This is a genomic window from Streptomyces sp. P3, assembly GCF_003032475.1.
Classification (GTDB): Bacteria; Actinomycetota; Actinomycetes; order Streptomycetales; family Streptomycetaceae; genus Streptomyces.
In genome coordinates, this window is record NZ_CP028369.1 from 2940626 (window position 1) to 2964115 (window position 23490).

Below are 23490 nucleotides of genomic sequence, written 5' to 3' on the forward strand. Positions count from 1 at the left end.
TGGATGTCGGCAGGGAGCGGCTCCCCGGCCGGCACCGAAACGGCGTCACGGACCTCCGGAGCGGCTCCCGGACCTTCCACCGACGCCACGGACGCGGCGACCCGGCCTGACCCGGCCCGCGTCCCTCGCGGGGACCGCCGTCGTCCCGCCCCCCGGCAACGGGGGTGCGGCGGTCCCCGCGCACACCCCTTCCGTGCACGTACTTCTTCCGCGCACCATGTCGGTGTGCGCCCGCCGCTCACCGCGCGCACAGTCCCTTCTCGCACGGTCTCCCCCCGCTCGCTCACGCCCGCCCGCGGGCCGAGGGCGCCTCGAGCCGCCGGTCACTCCTCCCAGTCGCCGTCCTTCGGCGAGCGGCGCCGGCCGGCGAAGAGAGCGGGATTGGTGCGGGCGGCCTGGACCACGTTGACGCCGACGATGCCCACCCAGGAGACGATCAGGCCCCGCAGGCCCGCGGTGCCCGCGCCGACCCCGGACAGCGGGACCGCCAGCACCAGCGAGACGATGCCGAAGCCGAAGCGCTCGCCCCACGAGTCCGTCGCCTTCGGCGAGCGGGAGTGGCGGGCCGCCGCCATCTGCTGCTCCGCGAACTGCCGCCGCACCCGACGCTCCACCGCGCCGTCGATGCGCTGGTCGACCTTCTCCAGGAACGAGTCCACCAGCGCGGACTCGTACTCCTCGCCGAGTTCCCTGCGGGTCTGCAGGGTGGCGTCCAGGTCCTTCTTCAGGTCCGTGTCCCGCGCTTCCATGGTGGTCTCCCGTCCCGTCATGGGCTCCAGGCTAGAGAGCGCGCCCGCCCGTCGCACTGGGGACAGCCCCCCTCTGCGGAGTAGGGGCCGCCGGGCCCTCCCTCCCCGTCTTCGCGCGAGGGTTGCGCGGCTCCGGGCGGTGCGTCCGCGGTGTGCGACCGCCGCCGCGGAAATCCGGTGAACCGATGACCGCACACGGTTAGGCTGTTCGGTCCCGAACAGGCCCGGGAGGTCCTTCACCATGAGCAGCACGCCGTCCCTTCCCGACCGGATCGAGCTCGTGGAAGAAGATCTCGTCCTGCGCGACTGGACGGAGGCGGACCTGGCGGCGATGCCCGATCTGTTCGACCACCCCGACATCGCGTACTGGACGCCGATCGTCTCCCCCTTCGACGCGGCGGCCGCCCGCGCTCGGCTGGACCGGGCCCGGCGGCTGCGGGCGGACGGCACGACCGTCCTGCTCGCCGTCACCGTCGACGGCCACGCACCCCTCGGCGAGGTGATGCTGCGCCGGACGCCAGAGGGCGCGGAGATCGGCTACGCGGTCGGGCCGGCGCACCGCGGCCGGGGGCTGGCCGTGCGGGCGGTACGGGTCATGGCCGCGTACGCCTTCGAGCAGCTGGACGTGGCACAGGTGGTCCTGGAGCTGGAGGCCGAGAACGCCGCGAGCGTCGCCGTGGCCACCAGGGCGGGTTTCCGCCTGCTCGACGTCCCGCTGATCGAGGGGGAGGAGAAGGGGCGGCCCTACGCCCTGCAGACCTGGGGCCTGCGGCGCTCCGCCTGACCTCGCCCCGGTCCGCCCGACGCCCGGTCCGCCGGGCGGGCCTGACCCGGCTGACCGGCATGCCCCGCCTGAGCTGTCCGACCCGCCCGGCGCGCCTTCGGTCTTCTGGGCTCCCTTGCCTGGCTGTATGACGTCATGCAGAGTGCGTGGTAGCTGAATAGTCTTGTGGACGGCTCGGTTCGCGGGCGGCTGAAGGGGGAGCGGGCATGAGCGCGGAGACGGACGCGGGGACGGACGCGGGCCGGTCGGGAGCGGGGACCGGGACGGGGCCGGCGTCCGGAGCGGGGCCGGGCGCGGGCGGGCCGGGTGCGGCGCCGCCGGACAGCCCGGCGGCCCGGCTGCAGGCGCTCTTCGAAGGCCACCGGCTGACGCCGACCCAGCGGCGCATCGCCCACAGCATGGTGCGGCGCGCCGCGGACGTGCCGTTCCTCTCCAGCGTGGAGCTGGCCGAGCTGGCCGGGGTCAGCCAGCCGTCCGTGACCCGCTTCGCGGTCGCCCTCGGCTTCGACGGCTATCCCGCCCTGCGCAAGCACCTGCGCGAGGTCGCCCCCGCCGACCGGACGCCGGGCCCGGCCTCGTTCAACGCCTACCAGCAGGCCGTCCAGGCCGAGATCGAGAACCTGCGGCACCTTGCCGAACTGCTCGCCGATCCGCGGCCCGTGCAGCGCGCCGGAAGGCTGCTGGCGGCCTCCCGGCCGCTGCCGGTGCTCGGACTGCGGGCCGCCGCCTCCCAGGCATACGGTTTCGCCTACTTCGCCGCCAAGGTGCATCCCGACGTACGGCTGCTGCACGAGGGCGGCACGATGATCCACGACCGCATCGACGCCGCCGTCCGGGCCGGCGCCTCGGCGCTGCTCTGCTTCGCCCTGCCGCGCCACCCGCGGGAGGTCGTCGACACCCTGGCCTATGCCAGGGAGGCCGGGCTGAGCGTGGTGACGGTCGCCGACTCCGCGTTCGCACCGGTCGCCAAGGTCTCCGACCTGCTGTTGCCGGCCGCCGTCGGCACCGGGCTCGCCTTCGACACGGCGTGCGCGCCGATGCTGCTGGGGCGGGTGCTGCTGGAGGCGATGTGCGACGACCTGCCCGACGCGCAGGCCCGGCTGGAGGAGTTCGACGCGCGGGCGGCGACGCGCGGCCTCTTCGTGGAGTAGGGGACCCCAGGTGACCGGACTCCCGATTTCTCGGATTCAGGTTCGCCGGACTCTCAGACTCGTCTCACCTTCGCTGACTACGCTGAACGGCCACGAGAGGGAGCCGGAGTGACGAGGAGGCGGACGTGGCGCGCGGAGTGCAGGGGCTGGTTCGGGTGGCCGTCGTCGTACGGGCCGGGGCCGCGCCGTTGTGGTGGTGCGGGGTGTTCGCGGCCGGGGTCGGGGTCCTGGTGCCCGGCCTGACCGGGCGGCGGATCGGGGTGTGGGCCGGGGCCGCGTTGTTCCTCGTGGCCGCGGCGGTCACGGCGGTGCGCGGCCGCCGTCGGTTCATGGAGCTCGGGCGTGGCGCGGTCCGCGCGGGCAAGCACGACGTGCTCCAGGACCGGGCGGTGACCGTCCGCGCCTGGCGGCGCGGCCATCGCCGGTGGCTGCTTGCGGCCTTCTTCGCCGCGCTGGGCGCTTCGTTCGCCGTACCCGCGGCCGGCGGCATGCTGCTCGCCGGCTGCGCGGTGGGGCTGTGGCTCAAGGCCGCCTGGCTGGGCCGGCGCGAGCTGGCCGACGACGCGCTGCTGTGGGTGCGCGTCGACTGGCTGGACCGACGCGGCGGACGCCCCGCCGGCAAAACCGTGAAGGCGTACCGCAGTACCGGCATCGCGGCGGGCGACGCGGCTCCGGGGGGATCCCGACGCCGCGCCGCCGCGCTGGTCTAGGGCGCTAGGTCCCTCACACCTCGAGGTCCTCCTCGATCCGCTTCAACTGGTGGCGGGCCATCGCCAGGTTGGCCCGTTTGGCGTCCAGCACCAGGTAGAGGAAGAGGCCGTTGCCGCCGCGGCCGCTGATCAGCCGGATCATGTGGTACTGGTCGGACAGGGTGATCAGGATGTCCTCGATCTGGGCCTTCAGGCCGAGGTGTTCCATGGTGCGCATCTTGGCGCGCACCACGTCGGTGTTGCCGGCGGCGGCGACGTTCAGGTCGAACGTCTTGCCGCCGCCCATGGTGCCCAGCGCCATGCCGCTGGTGTAGTCGACGAGTGCGACTCCGGTGGCGCCTTCGATGGAGGCGAGCGCCTCTTTCAGACAGGTCTCGGTATTGGCCATGACTGTGCTCCTCGGTTCCTTCAACTTTCCGTGGTGGTGCGCGCGTTGGTGGTGGCTGGGCCGCGCGCCGATCTGGTCCGTACGGTCGTGGGCTTCGCGGGCGTCCGCACCGGCGCCTTCACGGGCGGCTTGGGCGGCGCCTTCACGGGGGCGGTCGCCGCGGCCGATCGCGCCGTCGCCTCCCGCGCGTCGACCAGTTCCCCGATGCGGGCGCCGGCCCGGCGTCCCTCGAGGTGCAGCCGGCCGACGTTGACGCGGTCCTGCGCGAGCAGCGTCAGCACGGCGTTCTCGCCGGCCGAGTACGTCGAGACGTAGCCGTACCGGCCGCGCACGAGCAACTCGCGGAAGTCGCCCTGGCCGGTCGTGTCCGCCATCCGCACCGCCACGCCCAGGGCGGCGGCGGTCAGCGCGGCGACCACCTCCGGCTCGACGCCCGGGGTGTCGTGGGCGAGGACGAGTCCGTCCACACCGGCCGCCAGTGCGCCGGTCAGTTGGGGCACCCGCGCCCGCAGTCGCCTCAGCTCGTCGAGTATCTCGGGCGCGGAAGCCATCAGCTCACTCCTCTCGGCGCGCGGTCGCTGCCGTTCAAAGGGCCTCCAGCGCATCCCTGAGCCTCTTCAGCAGAGTGATGTCGGGGTCGTTGACGCGGGGCAGGGCGATGCCCTGCGGGGCGTCGGGGGCGGGGTGTGCGGGGGGTCCCGCGGCGGCCGGGGCTCCGCTCGGGGTGCCGGCCGCCGGCCCTCCGGGTGCGTGCGCTGCGGCCGTGGGGGACCCGGTCGTGGGGAGTGCGTGGCGGGGCGGGAATCCGGTCGGCAGGCGGTGCGGGCCGGGCGGCGGGAAGAGCGCGGTGAGCAGCCCCGCCGCCGCCAGCCGCCGGGCGTCCACCAGCGTGTGGAAGGCCTGTCGGCCCAGCTCGCGGGCGATCTCAGGCGCGGTGCGTATCCCGTCGGCGAGAGCGAGCACCGCGCTCTGCCGGGCGGTCGGCGCGGGCGAGGCGACGGTCTCGGCCCGGCGCAGCGGCGATCCGTCGGTCGCCGGGTCGGGCCACAGCCGCTCCAGCAGCGCCCGGCGGCGCAGTGTCTCGCGCTCGACCGCGCCGACCGGGACGGGGCTGAGGGCGCCGAGCCGGTGCCGGGCACCGTAGTGGAAGCGGCCCGGCGTGCTGCTGGGGGCGAGCGCGAAGTACGCCGCGTCGAACACCGCCTCCAGGTGGCACAGTTCCAGCGCGCCGCGCGGGACACGGCCGGCGTCGAGCAGCAGACGTGCGACGCCGTAGTCCTCGTCGGCCCGGTCGACGGCGTCCTGCCAGACGGCGGCGGAGAGGGTGCCGTGGGTCAGGAGGAGCACGTCGAGGCCGGGGGCGAGGGGACTCTCGGCGTGCACCACCCGCCCCTCGGCGAGGTAGAGCGAGCCTCGCTCGCGCTCCAGGACGCCCGTCGCCCGTTCGGCGGCGAGCCGGTTCAGCATCGGAGACAGCGCGCCGCCCTGCCCCTGCGCCGCCGACTTCTCCCGGACGGGCAGCCGGGGCGGCGGGGTCGTGCCGGGCGGGGTCGTTCTCAGCGCCGTCATCCCAGCACCAGCCGTTCGGCCATCTCGCCCAGCCTGATCCGGGCCAGAGCGAGGTTGCCGTCCGACCGGGCCAGCCACACGTGCAGGAACACGCTGCTGTCGAAGGATGTCGGCACGAACCGGAGCACGTGGTAGCTGTCCCGGTTGCTGATGATCAGGTCCTCGACCGGGGGATCGGCGGGCGCCGCCGGGACGGCCCCGGTCACGCCCTCGCGGTCTTCCCGGCCGAAGGGACCGTCGTGGCCGTCCGGTGTGAACGCCCGCTGCTCCGCCGTCAGCCGGGCGACCTCCGCGGCCTCGGCGGCCGCCGCCTCGTGGTCGCCGCCGGGGAACTCCCCGACCGCGCCCAGGGCCAGCCCGCTAGTCCAGTCGACCAGCGCCGCGCCCCGCGCGCCGGGCAGCCGCATGGCCTCCAGTAGACACTCGTCGATTCCGGGCACAGTTGGCTCCCCTCCCGCCCGCCGTTCGGCTGAGTGATGAAGAAGCTACGCAACGTGTACGCCAGGGGTGAGTCTTCTGGCATTTTCCGGCGGAACATGCGGAGCGGTGACTAAGGTGGGTCGACTGACCACTTTCCGTGCCCGCGGTGCGTCCCGTGTCCCTTCAACACCGCGCCCACCGGTGCGCGCCACGGTGCACGGGTGTACGAAGGGTGGTGACGGCGATGTCGCACGCCCCCGTCGGGGTCCGTCCGGCCGCCCTCCTCTCTCCCCTTCCTTGTCCGCTCCCCGCCTCCCGGTCGCCCCGCGTCGACCGCCTCTCCCGTCGCGCCCGGGCAAGGGCTCCGCCGTGCGGCCGTATTGACTAGCTCTATTCAGCGGGTCAGGATGTGAATAACGGCAGTAAAGCCCGCCGGGATCACCCGTCCGCAAGGAGGCAGACCATGTCAGGACCCCGCCCCGTACGAGCGCCGCGCGGTACGGAACTGAGCGCCCTGGGATGGCAGCAGGAAGCCGCCCTGCGGATGCTGCAGAACAACCTCGACCCCGAGGTCGCCGAACACCCCGACAAACTCGTCGTCTACGGCGGCACGGGCAAGGCGGCCCGGGACTGGCGCTCCTTCGACGCGATGGTCCGTACCCTGCGGACCCTCAAGCAGGACGAGACGATGCTCGTCCAGTCCGGCCGGCCGGTCGGCGTGATGCAGACCCACGAGTGGGCCCCGCGCGTCCTCATCGCCAACTCCAACCTCGTCGGCGACTGGGCCAACTGGGAGGAGTTCCGCCGCCTCGAGCAGCTCGGTCTGACCATGTACGGCCAGATGACGGCCGGTTCCTGGATCTACATCGGCACCCAGGGCATCCTCCAGGGCACCTACGAGACCTTCGCCGCCGTCGCCGCGAAGAAGTTCGGCGGCACCCTCGCCGGCACGATCACCCTCACCGCCGGCCTCGGCGGCATGGGCGGCGCCCAGCCGCTCGCCGTGACGATGAACGACGGCGTCGCGATCTGCGTCGACTGCGACCCGCGCGCCATCGACCGCCGCATCGAGCACCGCTACCTGGACGTCAGGGCCGACAGCCTGGACCACGCGCTCCAACTGGCCGTAGAGGCCCGCGACCAGCGCAAGCCGCTCTCCATCGGCGTCCTCGGCAACGCCGCCGACCTCGTGCCGCAACTGCTCGCCATGGGCGCCCCCATCGACATCGTCACCGACCAGACCTCCGCCCACGACCCGCTGGCCTACCTGCCCACCGGGATCGACTTCGCGGACATGGCCGACGCCGCCGCGAAGGACCCGGCCGGCTTCACCACCCGGGCCCGCGAGTCCATGGCGCGCCACGTGGAGGCGATGGTCGGCTTCCTGGACGCCGGGGCCGAGGTCTTCGACTACGGCAACTCCATCCGCGGCGAGGCCCGACTCGCCGGATACGAGCGGGCGTTCGCCTTCCCCGGCTTCGTCCCCGCCTACATCCGCCCGCTGTTCTGCGAGGGCAAGGGCCCCTTCCGCTGGGCCGCCCTGTCCGGCGAGGCGTCCGACATCGCCAAGACCGACAAGGCGATCCTCGACCTCTTCCCGGAGAACGAGTCCCTGGCCCGCTGGATCAAGCTGGCCGGTGAGCGCGTCCACTTCCAGGGCCTGCCGGCCCGGATCTGCTGGCTCGGCTACGGCGAGCGCGACAGGGCCGGCGAGCGCTTCAACGACATGGTGGCGTCCGGTGAACTGGCCGCCCCTCTCGTCATCGGCCGTGACCACCTCGACTCCGGTTCCGTCGCCTCCCCGTACCGCGAGACCGAGGCCATGCTCGACGGCTCCGACGCGATCGCCGACTGGCCGCTGCTGAACGCCATGGTCAACGTGGCGTCGGGCGCCTCCTGGGTGTCCATCCACCACGGCGGCGGCGTCGGCATGGGCCGCTCCATCCACGCCGGCCAGGTGACCGTCGCCGACGGCACCGCACTCGCCGGCGAGAAGGTCCGCCGTGTCCTCACCAACGACCCCGGCATGGGCGTCATCCGGCACGTCGACGCCGGGTACGACATCGCGGAGTCGGTCGCGGACGAACGGGGCGTGCGGGTGCCCCTGCGCGAAGGTGACGACGCGTGACCTTCCACAGCATGTGGGCGGAGCTGCTGCCGATCGGCCGCGACTCCGCCTCCGGCGGCTACCGCCGGTACGCCTGGACCGCCGCCGACGCGGACTGCCGGGCCTGGTTCCGGGAACAGGCCGAGGCGCGCGGGCTGACCTACGAGGTCGACCGCAACGGCAACCAGTGGGCCTGGCTCGGCGACCCGGCGGCCGGGGACGCCGTGGTGACCGGATCGCACCTCGACTCGGTGCCCGACGGCGGCGCCTTCGACGGCCCGCTCGGCGTGGTGTCCTCCTTCGCCGCCCTCGACGAACTGCGCGCCCGCCGAGCCGGTTTCACCAAGCCGCTCGCCCTGGTCAACTTCGGCGACGAGGAGGGCGCGCGCTTCGGGCTCGCCTGCGTCGGCTCCCGGCTCACCGCCGGACAGCTCACCGTGGCGCAGGCCCACCGGCTCACCGACGGCGAGGGCGTCACCCTCCCGCAGGCCATGGCGGCCGCCGGGCACGACCCGGACGCCATCGGCCCGGACCCGGAACGGCTCTCCCGCATCGGCGCGTTCGTGGAACTGCACGTCGAACAGGGGCGGGCGCTCGACCTGAGCGGCGACCGGGTGGGCGTCGCCAGCGCCATCTGGCCGCATGGGCGCTGGCGGTTCGACTTCCGGGGCGAGGCCAACCACGCCGGAACCACCCGACTCGAGGACCGGCGCGACCCGATGCTGCCGTACGCGGAGACCGTCCTCGCCGCCCGCCGCGAGGCCCGGCTCGCGGGTGCAGTCGCCACCTTCGGCAAGATCTCCGTCGAGCCGAACGGCGTCAACGCCATCCCCTCCCTGGTGCGCGGCTGGCTCGACTCCCGCGCCGCCGACCAGGCCTCGCTCGACACGGTCGTCGACGGGGTGGAGCGGGCCGCCCGCGACCACGCCGCGGCCCACGGCATCGACCTGGACGTCGTCCGGGAGTCGTTCACGCCCGTCGTCGAGTTCGACCACGCGCTGCGCGACGAACTCGCCCGCATCCTCGGCAAGGACAGCGGCGCCCGGCTCACGGTCCCCGTCCTCGGCACCGGCGCCGGACACGACGCCGGAATCCTCTCCGACCGCATCCCGACCGCCATGCTGTTCGTGCGCAACCCCACGGGCGTCTCGCACTCCCCGGCCGAGTTCGCCGCCGAGGACGACTGCGTGGCCGGGGTGCACGCCCTCGCCGACGTACTGGAAGGACTGGCCTGCCGGTGACTCCCACACAGCGGACACGGACGTACTGGCTGGAGCACGCCTGGCTCGGCACGAACGTCGAGCCGGGCGTCGCCCTCACGGTGTCGGCGGGCGGCGGCACCGGCGTGGGGACGGACGGCCGCATCACCGCCCTGCACACCGGCGTCGACGCCCCGCCGCCCGGCGCCGAGATCCTGCGCGGCCTCACCCTGCCGGGGCTCGCGAACACCCACAGCCACGCCTTCCACCGCGCCCTGCGCGGCACCGTCCAGGTCGGCTCCGGAACCTTCTGGACCTGGCGCGAGGTCATGTACGCGGTCGCCGACCGGCTCACCCCGGACACCTACCACCAGCTGGCCCGCGCCGTGTACGCCGAGATGGCGCTGGCCGGCATCACGGCCGTCGGCGAGTTCCACTACCTGCACCACGCCCCCGGCGGCACCCCCTACGCCGACCCCAACGCCATGGGCGAGGCGCTGATCGAGGCCGCCGCCGAAGCCGGTGTGCGCATCACCCTCCTCGACACCGCCTACCTGTCCTCCGGCTTCGGACAGCCCCCCAACGCCCATCAGCTCCGCTTCTCCGACGGCGACGCGGACGCCTGGGCCGAACGCTGTTCACTTCTCAAGGAACGGGATCACGCACGGATCGGAGCGGCGATCCACTCCGTACGGGCCGTGCCCGCCGACCAGTTGGCGGCCGTCGCGCGCTGGGCGGACGAGCGCCGGGCGCCGCTGCACGTGCACCTGTCCGAACAGACCGCCGAGAACGACGCCTGCCGTGCCGCCCACGGGTGCACGCCCACCCGGCTCCTCGCCGAGCACGGGGTGCTCGGGCCGCGCACCACCGGAGTCCACAACACCCACCTCACCGACGAGGACATCGCTCTGCTCGGCCGCTCCCGCACCGGCACCTGCATGTGCCCGACGACCGAACGGGACCTCGCCGACGGCATCGGTCCGGCTGTCGCCCTCCAGGCCGCCGGCTCGCCGCTCTCCCTCGGCTCCGACAGCCACGCCGTCATCGACCTGCTCGAAGAGGCCCGCGCGATGGAGCTGAACGAACGGCTGCGCACCCGCACCCGGGGCCACTGGACGGCGGCGGCCCTGCTGCGCGCCGCCTCCGCCGACGGCCACGCCGCCCTCGGCAACCCGGACGCGGGCGTCCTGGAGGCCGGCGCGCCCGCCGACTTCACGACGATCGCCCTCGACTCGGTCAGGACAGCGGGCCCGCTGCCCCGGCTCGGTGCCGAGACGGCCGTATTCGCGGCGACCGCGGCGGACGTACGGCACACGGTCGTGGCCGGACGGCACGTCGTACGCGACGGGGCGCACACCCTCGTCCCCGACGTGCCGCAGGCCCTCGCGCGGGCCGTCGCGACCCTGCACGCCTGACACCGCCACCGGCCACGGTCGTCGACCGCGCCTCCGCCTCAGCCCCCACCCCCGTCAGCCACGAGGACACGACGATGAGCAGCAGCACCGGCCAGACCGGCACCAGCACCGCCATCACCGACATCGCCACGCTGGTCACCAACGATCCCTCCCTCGGCGACTGCTCTCCTCTGGGCCTGATCCGGGACGCGGCCGTCGTCATCGAGGGCGACCGCGTCGTGTGGACCGGTGAATCAAGCAAAGCACCCGCCACTGACAACCGGGTCCGGGCCGACGGCCGGGCGGTGCTCCCGGGATTCGTCGACTCCCACTCCCACCTGGTCTTCGCGGGCGACCGCACGGAGGAGTTCAACGCCCGGATGTCGGGGCGGGCGTACAGCGCGGGCGGCATCCGCACGACGGTCGCCGCCACCCGGGCCGCCACCGACGCGGAACTGGAGGCCAACCTCACCCGTTTCCTCGCCGAGGCACTCCGCCAGGGCACCACCACCTTCGAGACCAAGTCGGGCTACGGCCTGACGGTCGCCGACGAGGCCCGCGCCCTGCGCCTCGCCGCCGCCCACACCGACGAGGTCACCTACCTCGGCGCCCACATCGTCTCCCCGGACTACGCCGACGACCCGGCGGGCTACGTCGCCCTGGTCACCGGTGAGATGCTCGACGCCTGCGCCCCGCACGCCCGCTGGATCGACGTCTTCTGCGAGAAGGGCGCCTTCGACGGCGACCAGGCCCGCGCGATCCTCACCGCGGGCAAGGCGAGGGGGCTGCACCCCCGCATCCACGCCAACCAGCTCTCCCACGGCCCCGGCGTGCAACTGGCGGTCGAGCTGGACGCGGCCAGCGCCGACCACTGCACCCACCTCACCGACGCCGACGTCGACGCGCTCGCGAGCGGCGACACGGTCGCCACACTGCTGCCCGGCGCCGAGTTCTCCACCCGGGCGCAGTGGCCGAACGCCCGCCGGCTGCTGGACGCGGGCGTCACCGTCGCCCTGTCCACGGACTGCAACCCGGGCTCGTCCTTCACCTCGTCGGTGCCCTTCTGCGTCGCGCTCGCCGTGCGGGACATGGGGATGACGCCGGACGAGGCGGTGTGGTCCGCCACGGCGGGCGGGGCCGCGGCCCTGCGCCGCACCGACGTCGGCCGCATCGCCCCCGGCGCGTACGCCGACCTGACCCTCCTGGACGCGCCGAGCCACGTCCACCTGGCCTACCGGCCGGGCGTGCCGTTGGTCTCGGGGGTGTGGCGGCGAGGCGTGCGGGTCGTCTGAGGCCCCTGGCCGGCGGGGGCGTCGGCGGCCTCCCGCCCCCGGTCCGCCGCCGACCGCCCCCAGGCCGTACCGACGAGCACCAGCAGCGCGCCCGCGAACCCGGGCCATCCCGGCCGGTCCCCGGCGAGCGCGATGCCCACGGCCGCCGCCCACACCGGCTCGGTCCCCAGCAGCAGGCTGACGCGGGACGGCGACGTACGGCGGACGGCCCACATCTGCACGAAGAACGCGAAGAGGGTGCAGAAGACGGAGAGGTAGACCAGGCCGGCCCAGTCCCAGGCGTCGAAGGCCGCCGCGGCGGCCCAGGGCGAGGCTCCCGTCCCCGGCACGGCCACCAGCACGGCGAACACGGCGACGGCGCCGCCCAGTTGCACGGTCGTGAGGGACAACGCGTCCGCGCCACGCACCGACTCCATCCGCGCCATGGCCAGCACGTGCACGGTCCGGGCCACGGCCGCCCCCAGCATCAGCAGGTCACCGCCCGACGGAGCGGTGAACCCGGCCCCCTGGGTCAGCAGGGCCACGCCCGCCACCGACAGGCCCGCGGCCGCCAGGAACGTGCCCGGCAGCCGCACCCCGTGCACCCGGCTCTCCGCGAGGGGCGTGAGGACCATGGTGAGGCTGATGATCAGCCCGGCGTTCGTGGCGGAGGTGTGCACGACGCCGTAGGTCTCCAGCAGGAAGATGCCGGCGAGGATCAGTCCCAGCAGCACGGCCCCCCGCAGTTGCGTGCCGCTGAGCGCGCGCAGCCGCCGCCGTCCGGCGGCCACCAGCACCGGCAGCACCACGGCGAACCGCAGCACGAGCACGGCGAGCACGGTGTCCGCGGTGGTGACGCCCTTGGCGGCGAGGTAGCTGGACCCCCACACGACGGCGACCAGCAGCACGGGGACGTCGGCGAGCCGGCCGAGTCGGGAGACGGCGGAGGAAGGGGATGCGGGGGAGACGGGCACGGGGCTCCTCATGAGCAGGTGACGGCGGCCTGCCCAGCGGCGCTGCTGGTCACAGATGCCGGGTCAGCGTAGCCATCGCGAGGAATCCGGCCAGGGGGTTTTCGCCATGAGGACAGGAGCCGGCCCGGAAGCGTGCGGACTGCGGGGGTGTGGACTCCGGGGTGCGGACCGGCGGACTGCGGACCGACGGAGTGCGGACCGGCGGACTGGGGACCTGCGGATTGTGGACCGGCGGGGTGCGGAGCGTGGACCGCGGACACGCCGACGTCCGCGCCGGGGCGATCGCGCGGACGCTGATCGCCCGGACGCGGACGGCACCGGTGTCCGGTGGACACCGGTGGCAAGGGGCGTTCTCCCGGTCCTGCGGCCGGTGGGCCTACTCCTCGAGCGTCAGGCCCTTCCGCAGCCGCACCAGCGTGCGCGACAGCAGTCGTGACACGTGCATCTGCGAGATGCCGAGTTCCTCGCCGATCTCCGACTGGGTCAGACCCGCGACGAAGCGGAGGGAGAGGATCTGGCGGTCACGGGAGGGGAGCTCGGCGATCATCGGCTTCAAGGACTCCACGTACTCGATGCCCTCGAGGCCGTGGTCCTCATAGCCGATGCGGTCGGCGAGCGCGCCTTCCGAGTCGTCCTCCTCCGGCTGCGCGTCCAGCGACGAGGCGGTGTACGCGTTCGACGCGGCCATGCCCTCGACGACCTCGTCGCGGGAGAGGCCGAGGCGTTCGGCCAGCTCCGCGACGGTGGGCGCCCGGTCGAGCTTCTGCGCCAGCTCGTCGCCCGCCTTGGCGAGGTCGAGCCGCAGCTCCTGGAGCCGGCGCGGGACGCGCACCGACCACGAGGTGTCACGGAAGAACCGTTTGATCTCGCCGATGATGGTTGGCATCGCGAAGGTCGGGAACTCGACGCCCCGCGACAGCTCGAAGCGGTCGATCGCCTTGATCAGGCCGATGGTGCCGACCTGGATGATGTCCTCCATCGGCTCGCTGCGGGAGCGGAACCGGGAGGCGGCGAACTTGACCAGCGCGAGGTTCAGTTCGACGAGGGTGTTGCGGACGTACGAGTACGCGTGCGTGCCCTCTTCGAGGGACTCGAGCCGCGCGAACAGGGTCTTGGACAGGGCCCGTGCGTCGACGGGTGCGATCTCGTCGTACGGGGGGATGTCCGGGAGTCCGGCGAGGAGGTCGGTGGGGTCGACGTCCTGCACCGCGTGCTGTGCGATGGGTTCCAGACTTTTCAGTTCCGGAGGGGGTGTCGACGTCGCTCCGCGGGTATGCGGTGCGTCGAGCCGGGGTGACATGAGTCCTCCATCGTTCTCGGCGTATGGCTGCCGATGCCAGTGAGCGCACTTCGGTGTGCGGCGCCTCCATAGCCGGCCGTGTCGGGTACGTGTTCCCCTTAGCCCTACCCGCTTTACTTGACCGATCGCAAGTGCATTTTGTAGGCTTATGTCCGTTTGTGTGTGATTGTTCAGGTGTGAGGTCACTGGTCGAGGGCGTAGGGTGCGAGAGCGTCAGCAACCAGTTCACGACCCCGGGAGAGAGACGGCATGGACCGCGGGACGGTCGGCAGCGCACAGTCTGGCCGGCTTCTGGTCGAGGTGCGACAGGAAGGCTCGAGTGCCGTGGTGACCCCGGCAGGTGAGTTGGATCACCACACGGCCGATCTGTTGCGCGAGCCACTCGACGACTGCCTTTCCAGAGGCCTCAGCCGGCTGGTGGTGGACTGCGCGCGCCTGGAGTTCTGCGACTCCACCGGGCTCAACGTGCTCCTCGGCGCCCGCCTGAAGGCGGAGGCGGCCGGTGGCGGAGTCCATCTGGCCGGCATGCAGCCCGTGGTGGCGCGGGTCTTCGAGATCACCGGTGCGGACGCGGTGTTCACCGTGCACGACACGGTGGAGGCGGCCCTCGCGGGCGACGAGGGCGAGCGCGACGGGCGTGACGGGGACGGCTGAGCTTCGCCGTCCGTCCGAAACGGGTGGAAACGGGGCGAAGGTGGGGGGTGTTCCCCCGGTTCCCCCGGGCAGGAGACATCCTGAACCCGAACATGTCGGCGGTGGCGTCGACACATACGCCGTTCGGCTACGTACTGAGTGTAGTGATCGACTGTTGAACTGTGAACCGGTTGAATCGGGGAATCGGTGAGGTGAAGCGCTGATGAGCACCACCCGGCCTTACTCACCGGGCGACCGCGGCCCGGAGCCCAGCGGCGCTTCCGGGGCGTCCGAAGGGGGCCCGCAGGAGGCCGGTGCGTCCGGAGGGGGCACGGCAGCCGTGGCCTCCGTGCCGTCCGGCGGCCCTCAGGTACGCAGACTGAGCTTCGAGGACGCCAGCGGCGTCGTCCCGCTCGCCCGCGACTTCGCCCGGCAGGCGCTGTACGCCTGGGGCTGGCTGCCCGCCGCCACCGCCGACCAGCGGGCCGCCGCCGAGGATGTGCTGCTCGTCGTCTCCGAGCTGGTGACCAACGCGTGCCTGCACGCCGACGGGCCGGACGGGCTGGTTCTCGGCTGCGACAAGAAGGTGATCCGCGTGGAGGTCTCCGACCGCGGCACGGGACAGCCGGCCCCGCGCACCCCGCACCGCGCGGGCCGCCCGGGCGGACACGGCATGTTCATCGTCCAGCGCCTCTGCCTCGACTGGGGCGTCATCCGCGCCCCCGGCCTGGCCGGCAAGACCGTCTGGGCGGAACTGGGCGCCCCGGCCTGACCAACCCCACCGGCCCGACGCCCACCCCGAAACCCGTTGGCGCCCCGGCGCCGCCCGCCCTACCCTCGTCAACAACGCGCTGACGGAGGCAAGTAGGTCAGGGTTCGCGAGTACAGAGAGCCGCCGGATGGTGTGAAGGCGGTCTCGCGTCCCCGGTCGAATCCGCTCCCGAGTGCGGGGAGGAAATGCCCCGCCGGCCGGCCCCCGTCACCGGGCCCGAACGAGACCGGTGTCCGACCATCCGGCCGACAGGCGACTGTCCGCCGGGCGGGCGGTACGGCGGTGAAGGCGTGGTGGCACCGCGAGCACCCTCTCGCCCACGCCCCGAGGGACCCACCCCGGGGCGGCGCGTGCCGTTCCGGCAGCACCGGACGGAGCGCGCACCATGCTCGACGTCACCCTCATCCGACAGCATCCCGACCGGGTCCGCGACGCCCTGCGCAAACGCGGGGTCGACGCCGGCCTGCCCGCCTTCCTCGCCCTGGACGCGGAGTTCCGCGCGGCCCGTGCCGCCGTGGAGCGTCTGCGCGCGGAGCGCCGTCGCGTCTCGGCGGACATCGCCACACACCGCCGGGCCGTGGCCCGGGCGGCGGCCGCGCCGCAGGACGACGCCGGGCTGCTCGCCGACGCCGCACGGCTGGCCGACCGGGTCGCCGAGGCCGAGGCCGCTCTCGCCCTGCTAGCCCGGCGCCACCAGGACTTCCTCGACTCCCTGCCCAACCTCCCCGACGACGATGTGCCCGCCGGCGGCAAGGAGGCCAACGAGGTCCTCCGGACCTGTGGCGCGCTGCCCGCCCTCGACTTCCCGGCCAAGGACCACATCACGCTCACCGAGGAGCTCGGCCTCGTCGACCACCGGCGCGGCGCCTCGCTCGCCGGCAGCGGCAACTGGGTCTACCGGGGGCCGGGCGCCGCCCTGGAGTGGGCGTTGCTCAACCACTTCCTCGACACCCACCGCCGGGCGGGCTACGAGTTCGTGCTGCCACCGCACCAACTCGCCTACGAAGCCGGGTACACGGCCGGCCAGTTCCCGAAGTTCGCCGACGAGGTGTACGTCACCGAGCGCGGCGCGGACGGCCGTCCGGAGCGCTTCCTGCTGCCCACCGCCGAGACGGCGCTCGTCTCGCTGCACCGCGGCGAGACCCTCGACGAACGGGATCTGCCGCTCAAGTACGTCTCGTACACGCCCTGCTACCGCAAGGAGGCCGGAGGTTACCGCACGGCCGAACGCGGGACACTGCGCGGCCACCAGTTCAACAAGGTCGAGATGGTGCAGTACGTCCGTCCCTAGGAGTCGGAGGCCGCGCAGCTTGAGCTTTTGGCCCGTGCTGAGGAGTTGGTGGCAGGACTCGGGCTGCGATACCGCGTCGTCAGACTCGCCGCCGGAGACACCAGCCCGGCGCAGGTGAAGACGTACGACGTCGAGGTCTGGCTGCCCAGCCTGGGGGCCTACGCCGAGGTCAGTTCGGTGTCGAACGCCCGGGACTACCAGGCGCGGCGCGGTCTGATCCGGTGGCGACCGGCCGACGGCGGGAAGCCGCAGTACGTGCACACGCTCAACGCGTCGGGGCTGGCCACCAGTCGGCTGCTGCCGGCCCTTCTCGAGCAGCATCAGCGTCCCGACGCGACGGTCGCGGTCCCCGAGGTCCTCCGGCGCTGGGGGGCTCCCGCGCTCCTTCGGGCCCGCTGAACCGGCGCGCCGGATCGTCACAACTCCGGCGCGCACCTTCTCTTCCCTCCTCATCGCCCCGGGCGTACCTTGACGGCTCAATCTGATGCCTCGTCAGTAAGGGCGGGGCGGTGGGAGTGAGGGGACGGGACCGTGTCGAACCGGAAGCGAACCGCCGCGCTCGCGACTGCCGCGGCCCTGGCCGGCGTGGCGGTGGTCTGGACGGCCGCCCCCGCGGCCGTGGCCGAGGTCGTGAACGTCAACTACGCCTGCAGGACCCCGATCGGAGACAAGAGCGCCGTCTCGCCCATCGACATCAAGGCCGTCAAGAGCGGCGACGGCTATCGGATCACCATGTCCTGGCAGAAGGGCGTGTCCTCCAGCCCGGTCGAACTCGGCGCCGGTTCCATGAAGCCGAGCGCCACCGTCAAGCTGGGCGGCGCCGACAGCGGCACCCTGGACGTCACCGGGCCCGCCAACCAGGCCGCGATCCCGGAGAACACCCCCATCAAGATCAACGATCTCAGCGGCACGTACACGCCGAAGAAGTCCGGCAAGGTCACCTTCACGGCCGGCGTGCTCACCATCAAGGCGCTCGGCACGACCACCACGTGCACGCCCTCCAACACCCCGGGCCCCTCCCTCACCCTCGACGTGACGGCGTCCGGCGGCGGATCCGGAGGCGGCAGCTCCAGCGGCGGCAGCACGGGTTCGGGCGGCAGCACCGGATCGGGCGGCACCGGCGGCGATCTCCCGCAGACCGGCCCCGAGGACTCCGCGATCGCCCTCGGCACCCTCGGCGGCACCGTGCTGCTGGCCGGCGCGGCGGGCGCCCTGTGGCTGACCCGGCGCAACCAGCCGGCGCGCGCCCGCCACTGACCGCACCGCACCCCGCGCACGAGTGCTGGAGCCGCCGATGCCGTACCCCGCAGCCCGCGCCCCGCTGCTGTCCTTGCCGCTGGTCCTGCTGCTGTCCCTGCCCCTGCTGCTCGCCGCCGTGCCCGCGGACTCCGGGAGAGGCTGGTCGGCGGCACCCTCGGGAGGAGGACGGCCGTCCTTCTACTGCGAGGGCGAGCCCGGCGCGGTGCTCCAGGACACGGTGTCCGTCATCAACCGGGGCGCCGAGCCGCTCACCGTACGGCTGCGGGCGGCCGGCGACGGTCTGCGCGTCGCCTTCGCCGGGCCGGCCGCCCTCACGGTGCCCGCCCGCACCCGCGCCGAGGTCCCCTTCACGGTGACCGTCCCGGTGGACGCCCGGCCCGGCGACGTCGCCGGTGAGATCGCCGTGCGGGACGCGGCCGGCCGCAAGACCGCGGTGCCGCTGCTGGTCCGGGTCGGCGGTCCGCGGCTGGCCGCGCTGACCGTCGAGCGGGTGGCCGTGCACGGCGACCGCATCACGTACGAGCTGGTCAACCGGGGCACCACGGTCCTCGTCCCGCGGCTCGCCGTGCACGCGGACGGCGTCCTCGGGGCCGTCCTCGACCGGGCCCCGCGCACTCTGCCCGTCCGGCTCCCGCCGGGCAGTCGCCTCGCCCTCGACGAGCCCTGGCCGGACCGCCCCGCCCTGGACGCGGTCACCGTGCGCCTGACGGTCACCGCTCCCGGTGCGGCGCAGGCCATCGGGCACGCGTCGGCCCGTTTCGTGCCGTGGGCCGCGACGGCGGGCGCGGCGGCCGTCGCACTGCCGACGGCGGCGGCCGTGGTGGCCGTACGACGACGCGGGCGCCGCCCGGCCGCCGCGCGAGCCGAGTCGAGAGGAGCGCCGGCGTGAGAGGCAAGCCGCGCAGCACGGCGACGACGCCGGCCGTGCTCCCGTCCCTGCTGCTGTTCCTGGTTCCGGCCCTGCTCCTGCCGTTCCTGTCGCTGCTGCCCGCGGCCGGTCCGGCGGCCGCCGCCGACGGGCCGGCCGTCACGCTCTCCACCGCCCAGGCCGGCACCGGCGGTTCGGTCACCGTCAACGGCAGCGGCTGGCGGCCGCGCACGCTGGTGATGCTGCTGATCTGCGGGCAGGCGACGCCGGCCCGGGGCGTCGTCGGCGGGACCAACTCCTGTGCCAACGCCGACGGCCGCGCCGTCACCACCGACGCCGACGGCCGCTTCAGCCGGCCGCTGCCGGTGGCCGAACCGCCGGCGCCCTGTCCGTGCGTGGTGCACGTGGCCACCGCGACCGGTGCGAAGGCCCAGGCCGACGCGGTGTTCCAGGTGGCCGGGCACCCAGTACGGCCGCTGCCCGCGGCGACGACCGGCGGACGGCTGTCGGTGCTCACCGACACCCGGCTCGAGGGTTCCGGCGGACTGCTCACCTGGTTCGGCGCGCCACCCTCCCGCACGCTCGTCTTCACCGTCGGCAACGTGGGCACCGGTCCTGTCGAGAACCCCGTCTTCCGCGTCGGCACCGCGCACGGGGTGTTCGCCGCGCAATGGGACGAGCGCCAGTGGCACGGCACGATCCGCCCCGGCGGGAAGGCACGCGTCGAGCTGCCCGTGGAGCTCGCCGCCGGCGCGCACGGCGACTACACCGTCTCCCTCGAGTACGGCGGGAAGGTCCTCGCCGAGCAGCCGTGGGGCGTCGGCCGCCCCTGGGGCGTGACCCTCTTCTGGATCCTGCTCTGCCTGGTGGTGCCGACGGCGCTGTTCCGTATCGGGATGGCCGTGGTGGACCGGGTGCGCCCTCGCCCGGCGGCCCGGCAGCCGGCCCGCACCCTCCTTCGGGGACGTCCGCGGCCCGCCCCGGAGCCCGAGCCCTCCGCCCTCTCCCACGCGACCCTGCCGTGGTTCACCCCCGACGGCACTCCGGGCGCGGCGGTCCGCGGCCCCGCCCCGCAACCCGACCGACCGACGCCCCCGGCGACCCTCACCCTTCCCAAGGCCTCCCCGGCTCCCGCGCCTTCTCGGGCCTCCCCGGCTCCCGCGCCTCCTCGGGCCTCCACGGCTCCTGAGAGTCCTTCGACCCTCAGCCCTCCCGCGGCCTCCGGGACTCCCACGTCTCCTCCGGCCCCCAACCCTTCCGCGGACCCCGCGGACCCCGCACCCCCGTCGGCCCCCACGCCTCCTCCGGCCCCGGTGAGCCCGCCGGCCCCCGCACGTCCCACACGTCCCACGAGTCCGACGAGCCCCACGACTCCCCACAGGAAGGGATCCACGTGAGTGAGAGAGCCATACCCTCCGAGCGGGCGCCCGCCCGGAAGCGCGCGGCCGCAGCGGGCGCCGCCGTCATGCTCACCGGTGCGGCCGTCCTGCTGGGCGTGACCGCCGCACCGGCACAGGCAGCGGAGGTCGCCTACGCCACCAAGTGCGTTCCGCCCTCGGGCATCGGTCTGCCCGACGTCAACGGCACCACCAAGGTCGAGATCAGCGCGCCGGCCACGGCGAAGGTCGGCGACACCGTCGACGTCGTCTGGAAGTTCACCCAGGCCGCGTCGAAGAACCCCGACATCATCGACCTGCCCGCGAACTCGGTCCAGCCGTCCGGCACCCTCAAGGCGGCCGGCGCGCAGAGCGCCGACATCGCGATGCAGGGGACCCGGCAGAACCCGGCGATCCCCAAGGGCGGCGCGATGACGCTGTCCGACATGAAGGGCACGCTGAAACTGACGGCGGCCGGACAGGTGACGCTGACGCCGGACGCCTACGTCGTCAACGCGCTGTCGACCGACACCAGGTGCGCGCCGACGGAGGCGGTCCAGCCGGCGGCGACCATCACCGTGACGGCGGGATCGGGGAGTTCGGGATCGGGTTCGTCCTCGCCGAGCACATCCCCCGACCCCTCGCAGAGTCGGTCGCCGTCGCCCGGCGTCACCGCGTCGGCGTCCGGGACCGGCGGCGGCGCGACCGCTTTCACCGGCAAGGTCGTCGACATCCCCTACACCTGCCAGTCGCCGATCGGCGTGAAGAAGGCGACCTCGCCCATCCAGATCAACGCCAGGAAGAACAACGGGAGTTACGACCTCACCGTGCAGTTCAAGAAGTCGGTCATGGACAGCCCCATCGCCATCCCGGCCGGCAAGGTGAAGCCGATCCTGCAAGTCGTGCTGGGCGGCGCGGACAAGGGGTCGGTGAGGGTGGAAGGCCCGCTGAACTCCACGCCGATCCCGCAGAACAGCCCCATCCGGATCCCGGATCTCACGGGCGTCTACAAGCCCGGCGCGACCGGTGAGTCCACGCTCTCCCCGGGTGTCCTCACCGTCGAGGCCATGGGTACGACCACCACCTGCACTCCGGACAGCACGGCCGTCTCCCTCACGCTGAACACCGCGGAGCAGGCGAGCGGCGCGTCCGGCGGCGGTTCGTCGTCCTCGGGCGGGTCGGCGTCGACGAGCGGCGGTCTCGCGGAGACGGGCTCCGGCGACCACGGCGCGCTGAAGGCCCTGGGCCTGGTGGCGGGCACGGCGATCCTGCTGGGCGGCGCGGTGTTCACCTTCATGCCCGGGAGGCGGGCGGACTGAGCCGCGCACCGACGACGACGGGGGGCCGCCGTACCCCACGGGTACGGCGGCCCCCCCCTCAGCTCGGGAACGGACGTCAGTGCACGTCCCCCATGAGCTCCTTGACCTTCTTGCGGTACATCCACACCGCTGCGCCGGCGACCACGGCGAGCACGGCCTCCAGGGCCACGACGCCCGTCTTGTTGAGGTCGACGCCGGCGATGGACAGCAGACCGGTCGTGGCGTCGCCCGCTGTGACGGCCAGGAACCAGACGCCCATCATCTGCGAGGCGTACTTGGCGGGCGCCATCTTCGTGGTGACGGACAGGCCGACGGGGGAGAGGGTCAGCTCGCCGACGGTCTGCACGAAGTAGATCGCCGCCAGCCACAGCGCGGCCGCCTTGTGACCGCCCCCGGCGATCGCCAGCGGGGCCAGGAACAGGAAGAACGACGCGCCGACCAGGACGAGCCCCATGGCGAACTTCGTCGCGGTGCTCGGCTCCTTGCCGCGCCGGGCCAGGGCCAGCCAGGCCCAGGCGAAGAGCGGGGCCAGGGCCATGATCAGGACCGGGTTGACCGACTGGTACCAGGAGACCGGGAAGTCCCAGCCGAGGACGCTGTTCTCGGCGGAGGACTCCGCGAACAGGGACAGCGTCGAGCCGCCCTGGTCGTAGATCATCCAGAACACGGCCGCGGCGACGAAGAACCAGACGTACGCCGTCAGCTTGGACTGCTCGGCGCGGTCCAGCTCCTTGTCCCGCTTCATCCGGGCGATGACGAGCACCGGGATGACCAGGCCGGCCACCGTGATCGGCACCAGCAGCCAGTTCAGGGTGTAGACGCCGGAGACGCCCACCACGGCGTAGAAGACGATCGCGACGGCCGCCCAGAACGCGGCCTTGCGCAGCGTGGCCGCCTTCTCCCGCGCCGACAGCGGCGTGGGGACGACGTCCGAGCGGGGGCTCAGGTGGCGGCCGCCGAGCAGGAACTGGGTGAGGCCCAGGCCCATGCCGAGCGCGGCGAGCGCGAAGCCCAGGTGCCAGTTGACGTTCTCACCGATGGTGCCGATGATCAGCGGCGCGGCGAACGCGCCCAGGTTGATGCCGATGTAGAACAGCGTGAAGCCGCCGTCACGGCGCGGGTCGTCCGGGCCGTCGTAGAGGTGGCCGACCATCGTGGAGATGTTGGCCTTGAGCAGGCCGGAGCCGATGGCGACGAGGCCGAGACCCGCGTAGAAGGTGCCCGCGTTCGGCAGCGCGAGGGTCAGATGGCCGAGCATGATGATCGCGCCGGCCACCGCGACGGTCCTGCGGGGGCCCAGCACGCGGTCCGCGAACCAGCCGCCGGGCAGGGCGAGCAGGTACACGAGCGACAGGTAGACCGAGTAGATCGCGGTCGCCGTCGCGGCGCTGAGGTGCAGGCCGCCGGGGGCGACCAGGTACAGCGGGAGCAGGGCCCGCATGCCGTAGTAGGAGAAACGCTCCCACATCTCGGTCATGAAGAGAGTGGCCAGTCCGCGGGGGTGGCCGAAGAAGGTCTTCCCGGAGCCGGGGGTGCCCGGGCGGACCGAGTCCTTCGTCAGGCTGGACGCCATGTCGTTCCTTGCTGGTCGGGACGCGCCGCGAGAGCTCACGCGCCCGGTGGGGGCTGGCCGGCACCGGCGGACCGCGTCGCCCACCCCTACGCCCGGGGGGAGTCCGCTCCGGGTCTCGAAGCGGTGGACGGCGACCACCGGGATCCACGCCCCCTCGTCGGGGGCCCGGCCACAGGTCGTTCCTTTCGGGGCCGGCGGACCGGCCCGCACACAGAAGAGACCCTCGGCGTCAAGCCGACCGCCAAAGGTCCGTGTGTACTACAGGCGTTCTCTCACCATACGGCAGCACAACGCCGCATATGGAAGGAGTTGAGACACGGATCACAGGTGATCAAGGAATCGTGGCCGCTACTTCGAAGGTCTGAACCAGGATGCCATCCCT

General features: G+C 73.4%; 21 protein-coding genes and 1 pseudogene. 14 read left to right on the forward strand and 8 right to left on the reverse strand.

Translation table 11 applies throughout. The features are described 5' to 3' along the window. Positions 1 to 323: 323 nt before the first annotated feature. The gene (locus tag C6376_RS13255) at positions 324 to 770 is read right to left on the reverse strand and encodes a hypothetical protein (RefSeq protein WP_107443606.1); all 447 of its coding nucleotides are present in this window, start codon (positions 768 to 770) and stop codon (positions 324 to 326) included. A gap of 220 nt (positions 771 to 990) precedes the next feature. Between C6376_RS13255 and C6376_RS13260 the strand changes: the two genes are divergently transcribed. The 3 genes from C6376_RS13260 (at position 991) to C6376_RS13270 (ending at position 3394) form a co-directional block, all read left to right on the forward strand. Next, positions 991 to 1533, forward strand: a complete 543-nt coding sequence (locus C6376_RS13260) for a GNAT family N-acetyltransferase (RefSeq protein ID WP_107443607.1) — start codon at positions 991 to 993, stop codon at positions 1531 to 1533. A 206-nt stretch (positions 1534 to 1739) separates the two neighbouring features. Beyond that, a complete protein-coding gene (locus tag C6376_RS13265) occupies positions 1740 to 2684 on the forward strand; it encodes a MurR/RpiR family transcriptional regulator (RefSeq protein WP_254075930.1) in 945 nt (314 codons plus the stop codon). Positions 2685 to 2809: 125 nt separating this feature from the next. After that, positions 2810 to 3394: a hypothetical protein gene (locus C6376_RS13270; RefSeq protein WP_107443608.1), complete on the forward strand. Its 585-nt coding sequence runs from the start codon at positions 2810 to 2812 to the stop codon at positions 3392 to 3394. Between the two features lie 13 nt (positions 3395 to 3407). On the opposite strand, the gene C6376_RS13275 is transcribed toward C6376_RS13270, so the two are convergent. Genes C6376_RS13275 through C6376_RS13290 form a run of 4 tightly spaced genes read right to left on the reverse strand, consistent with a single transcriptional unit; the run spans position 3408 to position 5791 of the window. Continuing rightward, positions 3408 to 3782: a hypothetical protein gene (locus C6376_RS13275; protein WP_057578582.1), complete on the reverse strand. Its 375-nt coding sequence runs from the start codon at positions 3780 to 3782 to the stop codon at positions 3408 to 3410. Between the two features lie 20 nt (positions 3783 to 3802). Beyond that, complete coding sequence (locus tag C6376_RS13280) at positions 3803 to 4333, reverse strand: roadblock/LC7 domain-containing protein (protein WP_107443609.1); 531 nt, start codon at positions 4331 to 4333, stop codon at positions 3803 to 3805. Between the two features lie 34 nt (positions 4334 to 4367). Then, positions 4368 to 5351 carry a hypothetical protein gene (locus tag C6376_RS13285; RefSeq protein WP_107443610.1) on the reverse strand — a complete coding sequence of 328 codons (984 nt, stop codon included), beginning with the start codon at positions 5349 to 5351 and terminating at the stop codon, positions 4368 to 4370. Continuing rightward, the gene (locus C6376_RS13290) at positions 5348 to 5791 is read right to left on the reverse strand and encodes a hypothetical protein (RefSeq protein WP_107443611.1); all 444 of its coding nucleotides are present in this window, start codon (positions 5789 to 5791) and stop codon (positions 5348 to 5350) included. Before C6376_RS13290 ends, C6376_RS13285 begins: the two co-directional genes overlap by 4 nt. A gap of 443 nt (positions 5792 to 6234) precedes the next feature. Between C6376_RS13290 and hutU the strand changes: the two genes are divergently transcribed. From hutU to hutI, 4 genes are all read left to right on the forward strand, one after another. Next, complete coding sequence (gene hutU / locus C6376_RS13295) at positions 6235 to 7899, forward strand: urocanate hydratase (protein ID WP_107443612.1); 1665 nt, start codon at positions 6235 to 6237, stop codon at positions 7897 to 7899. Next, a complete protein-coding gene (locus C6376_RS13300) occupies positions 7896 to 9119 on the forward strand; it encodes an allantoate amidohydrolase (protein ID WP_107443613.1) in 1224 nt (407 codons plus the stop codon). The genes hutU and C6376_RS13300 overlap by 4 nt, the downstream gene beginning before the upstream one ends. Beyond that, positions 9116 to 10492, forward strand: coding sequence for a formimidoylglutamate deiminase (locus C6376_RS13305; RefSeq protein ID WP_107443614.1), 1377 nt, complete (start codon positions 9116 to 9118; stop codon positions 10490 to 10492). Before C6376_RS13300 ends, C6376_RS13305 begins: the two co-directional genes overlap by 4 nt. 74 nt (positions 10493 to 10566) lie before the next feature. After that, entirely contained in the window at positions 10567 to 11763 is a 1197-nt protein-coding gene (gene hutI, locus C6376_RS13310) for an imidazolonepropionase (protein ID WP_107443615.1), read from the forward strand. Here hutI and C6376_RS13315 read toward each other — a convergent pair. Beyond that, positions 11703 to 12716 carry a DMT family transporter gene (locus C6376_RS13315; protein ID WP_254075931.1) on the reverse strand — a complete coding sequence of 338 codons (1014 nt, stop codon included), beginning with the start codon at positions 12714 to 12716 and terminating at the stop codon, positions 11703 to 11705. The genes hutI and C6376_RS13315 overlap by 61 nt on opposite strands. A 376-nt stretch (positions 12717 to 13092) precedes the next feature. Continuing rightward, a complete protein-coding gene (locus tag C6376_RS13320) occupies positions 13093 to 14016 on the reverse strand; it encodes an RNA polymerase sigma factor SigF (protein WP_107443617.1) in 924 nt (307 codons plus the stop codon). A gap of 249 nt (positions 14017 to 14265) precedes the next feature. On the opposite strand from C6376_RS13320, the gene C6376_RS13325 reads away from it, so the two are divergent. From C6376_RS13325 to C6376_RS13355, 7 genes and pseudogenes are all read left to right on the forward strand, one after another. Continuing rightward, positions 14266 to 14670: an STAS domain-containing protein gene (locus C6376_RS13325; RefSeq protein ID WP_107443618.1), complete on the forward strand. Its 405-nt coding sequence runs from the start codon at positions 14266 to 14268 to the stop codon at positions 14668 to 14670. A gap of 202 nt (positions 14671 to 14872) precedes the next feature. Further along, entirely contained in the window at positions 14873 to 15421 is a 549-nt protein-coding gene (locus C6376_RS13330) for an ATP-binding protein (RefSeq protein WP_107443619.1), read from the forward strand. Between the two features lie 385 nt (positions 15422 to 15806). Beyond that, positions 15807 to 17111 (forward strand): annotated as a pseudogene (serS, locus tag C6376_RS13335) (serine--tRNA ligase). Positions 17112 to 17243: 132 nt separating this feature from the next. Further along, positions 17244 to 17969, forward strand: coding sequence for an LPXTG cell wall anchor domain-containing protein (locus tag C6376_RS13340; protein ID WP_107443620.1), 726 nt, complete (start codon positions 17244 to 17246; stop codon positions 17967 to 17969). Positions 17970 to 18006: 37 nt separating this feature from the next. Continuing rightward, complete coding sequence (locus C6376_RS13345) at positions 18007 to 18861, forward strand: hypothetical protein (protein WP_107443621.1); 855 nt, start codon at positions 18007 to 18009, stop codon at positions 18859 to 18861. 71 nt (positions 18862 to 18932) lie between these two features. Continuing rightward, on the forward strand, positions 18933 to 20237 hold the full coding sequence (locus C6376_RS13350) for a hypothetical protein (RefSeq protein WP_254076370.1): 1305 nt from the start codon (positions 18933 to 18935) through the stop codon (positions 20235 to 20237). A gap of 68 nt (positions 20238 to 20305) precedes the next feature. Next, complete coding sequence (locus C6376_RS13355) at positions 20306 to 21535, forward strand: hypothetical protein (protein ID WP_107448943.1); 1230 nt, start codon at positions 20306 to 20308, stop codon at positions 21533 to 21535. Positions 21536 to 21611: 76 nt separating this feature from the next. Here the strand turns inward: C6376_RS13355 and C6376_RS13360 are convergent, their stop codons facing one another. Continuing rightward, positions 21612 to 23108 (reverse strand): oligopeptide:H+ symporter, encoded by a 1497-nt coding sequence (locus C6376_RS13360; RefSeq protein WP_107443622.1) that lies wholly within the window; start codon positions 23106 to 23108, stop codon positions 21612 to 21614. Between the last annotated feature and the right edge of the window lie 382 nt (positions 23109 to 23490).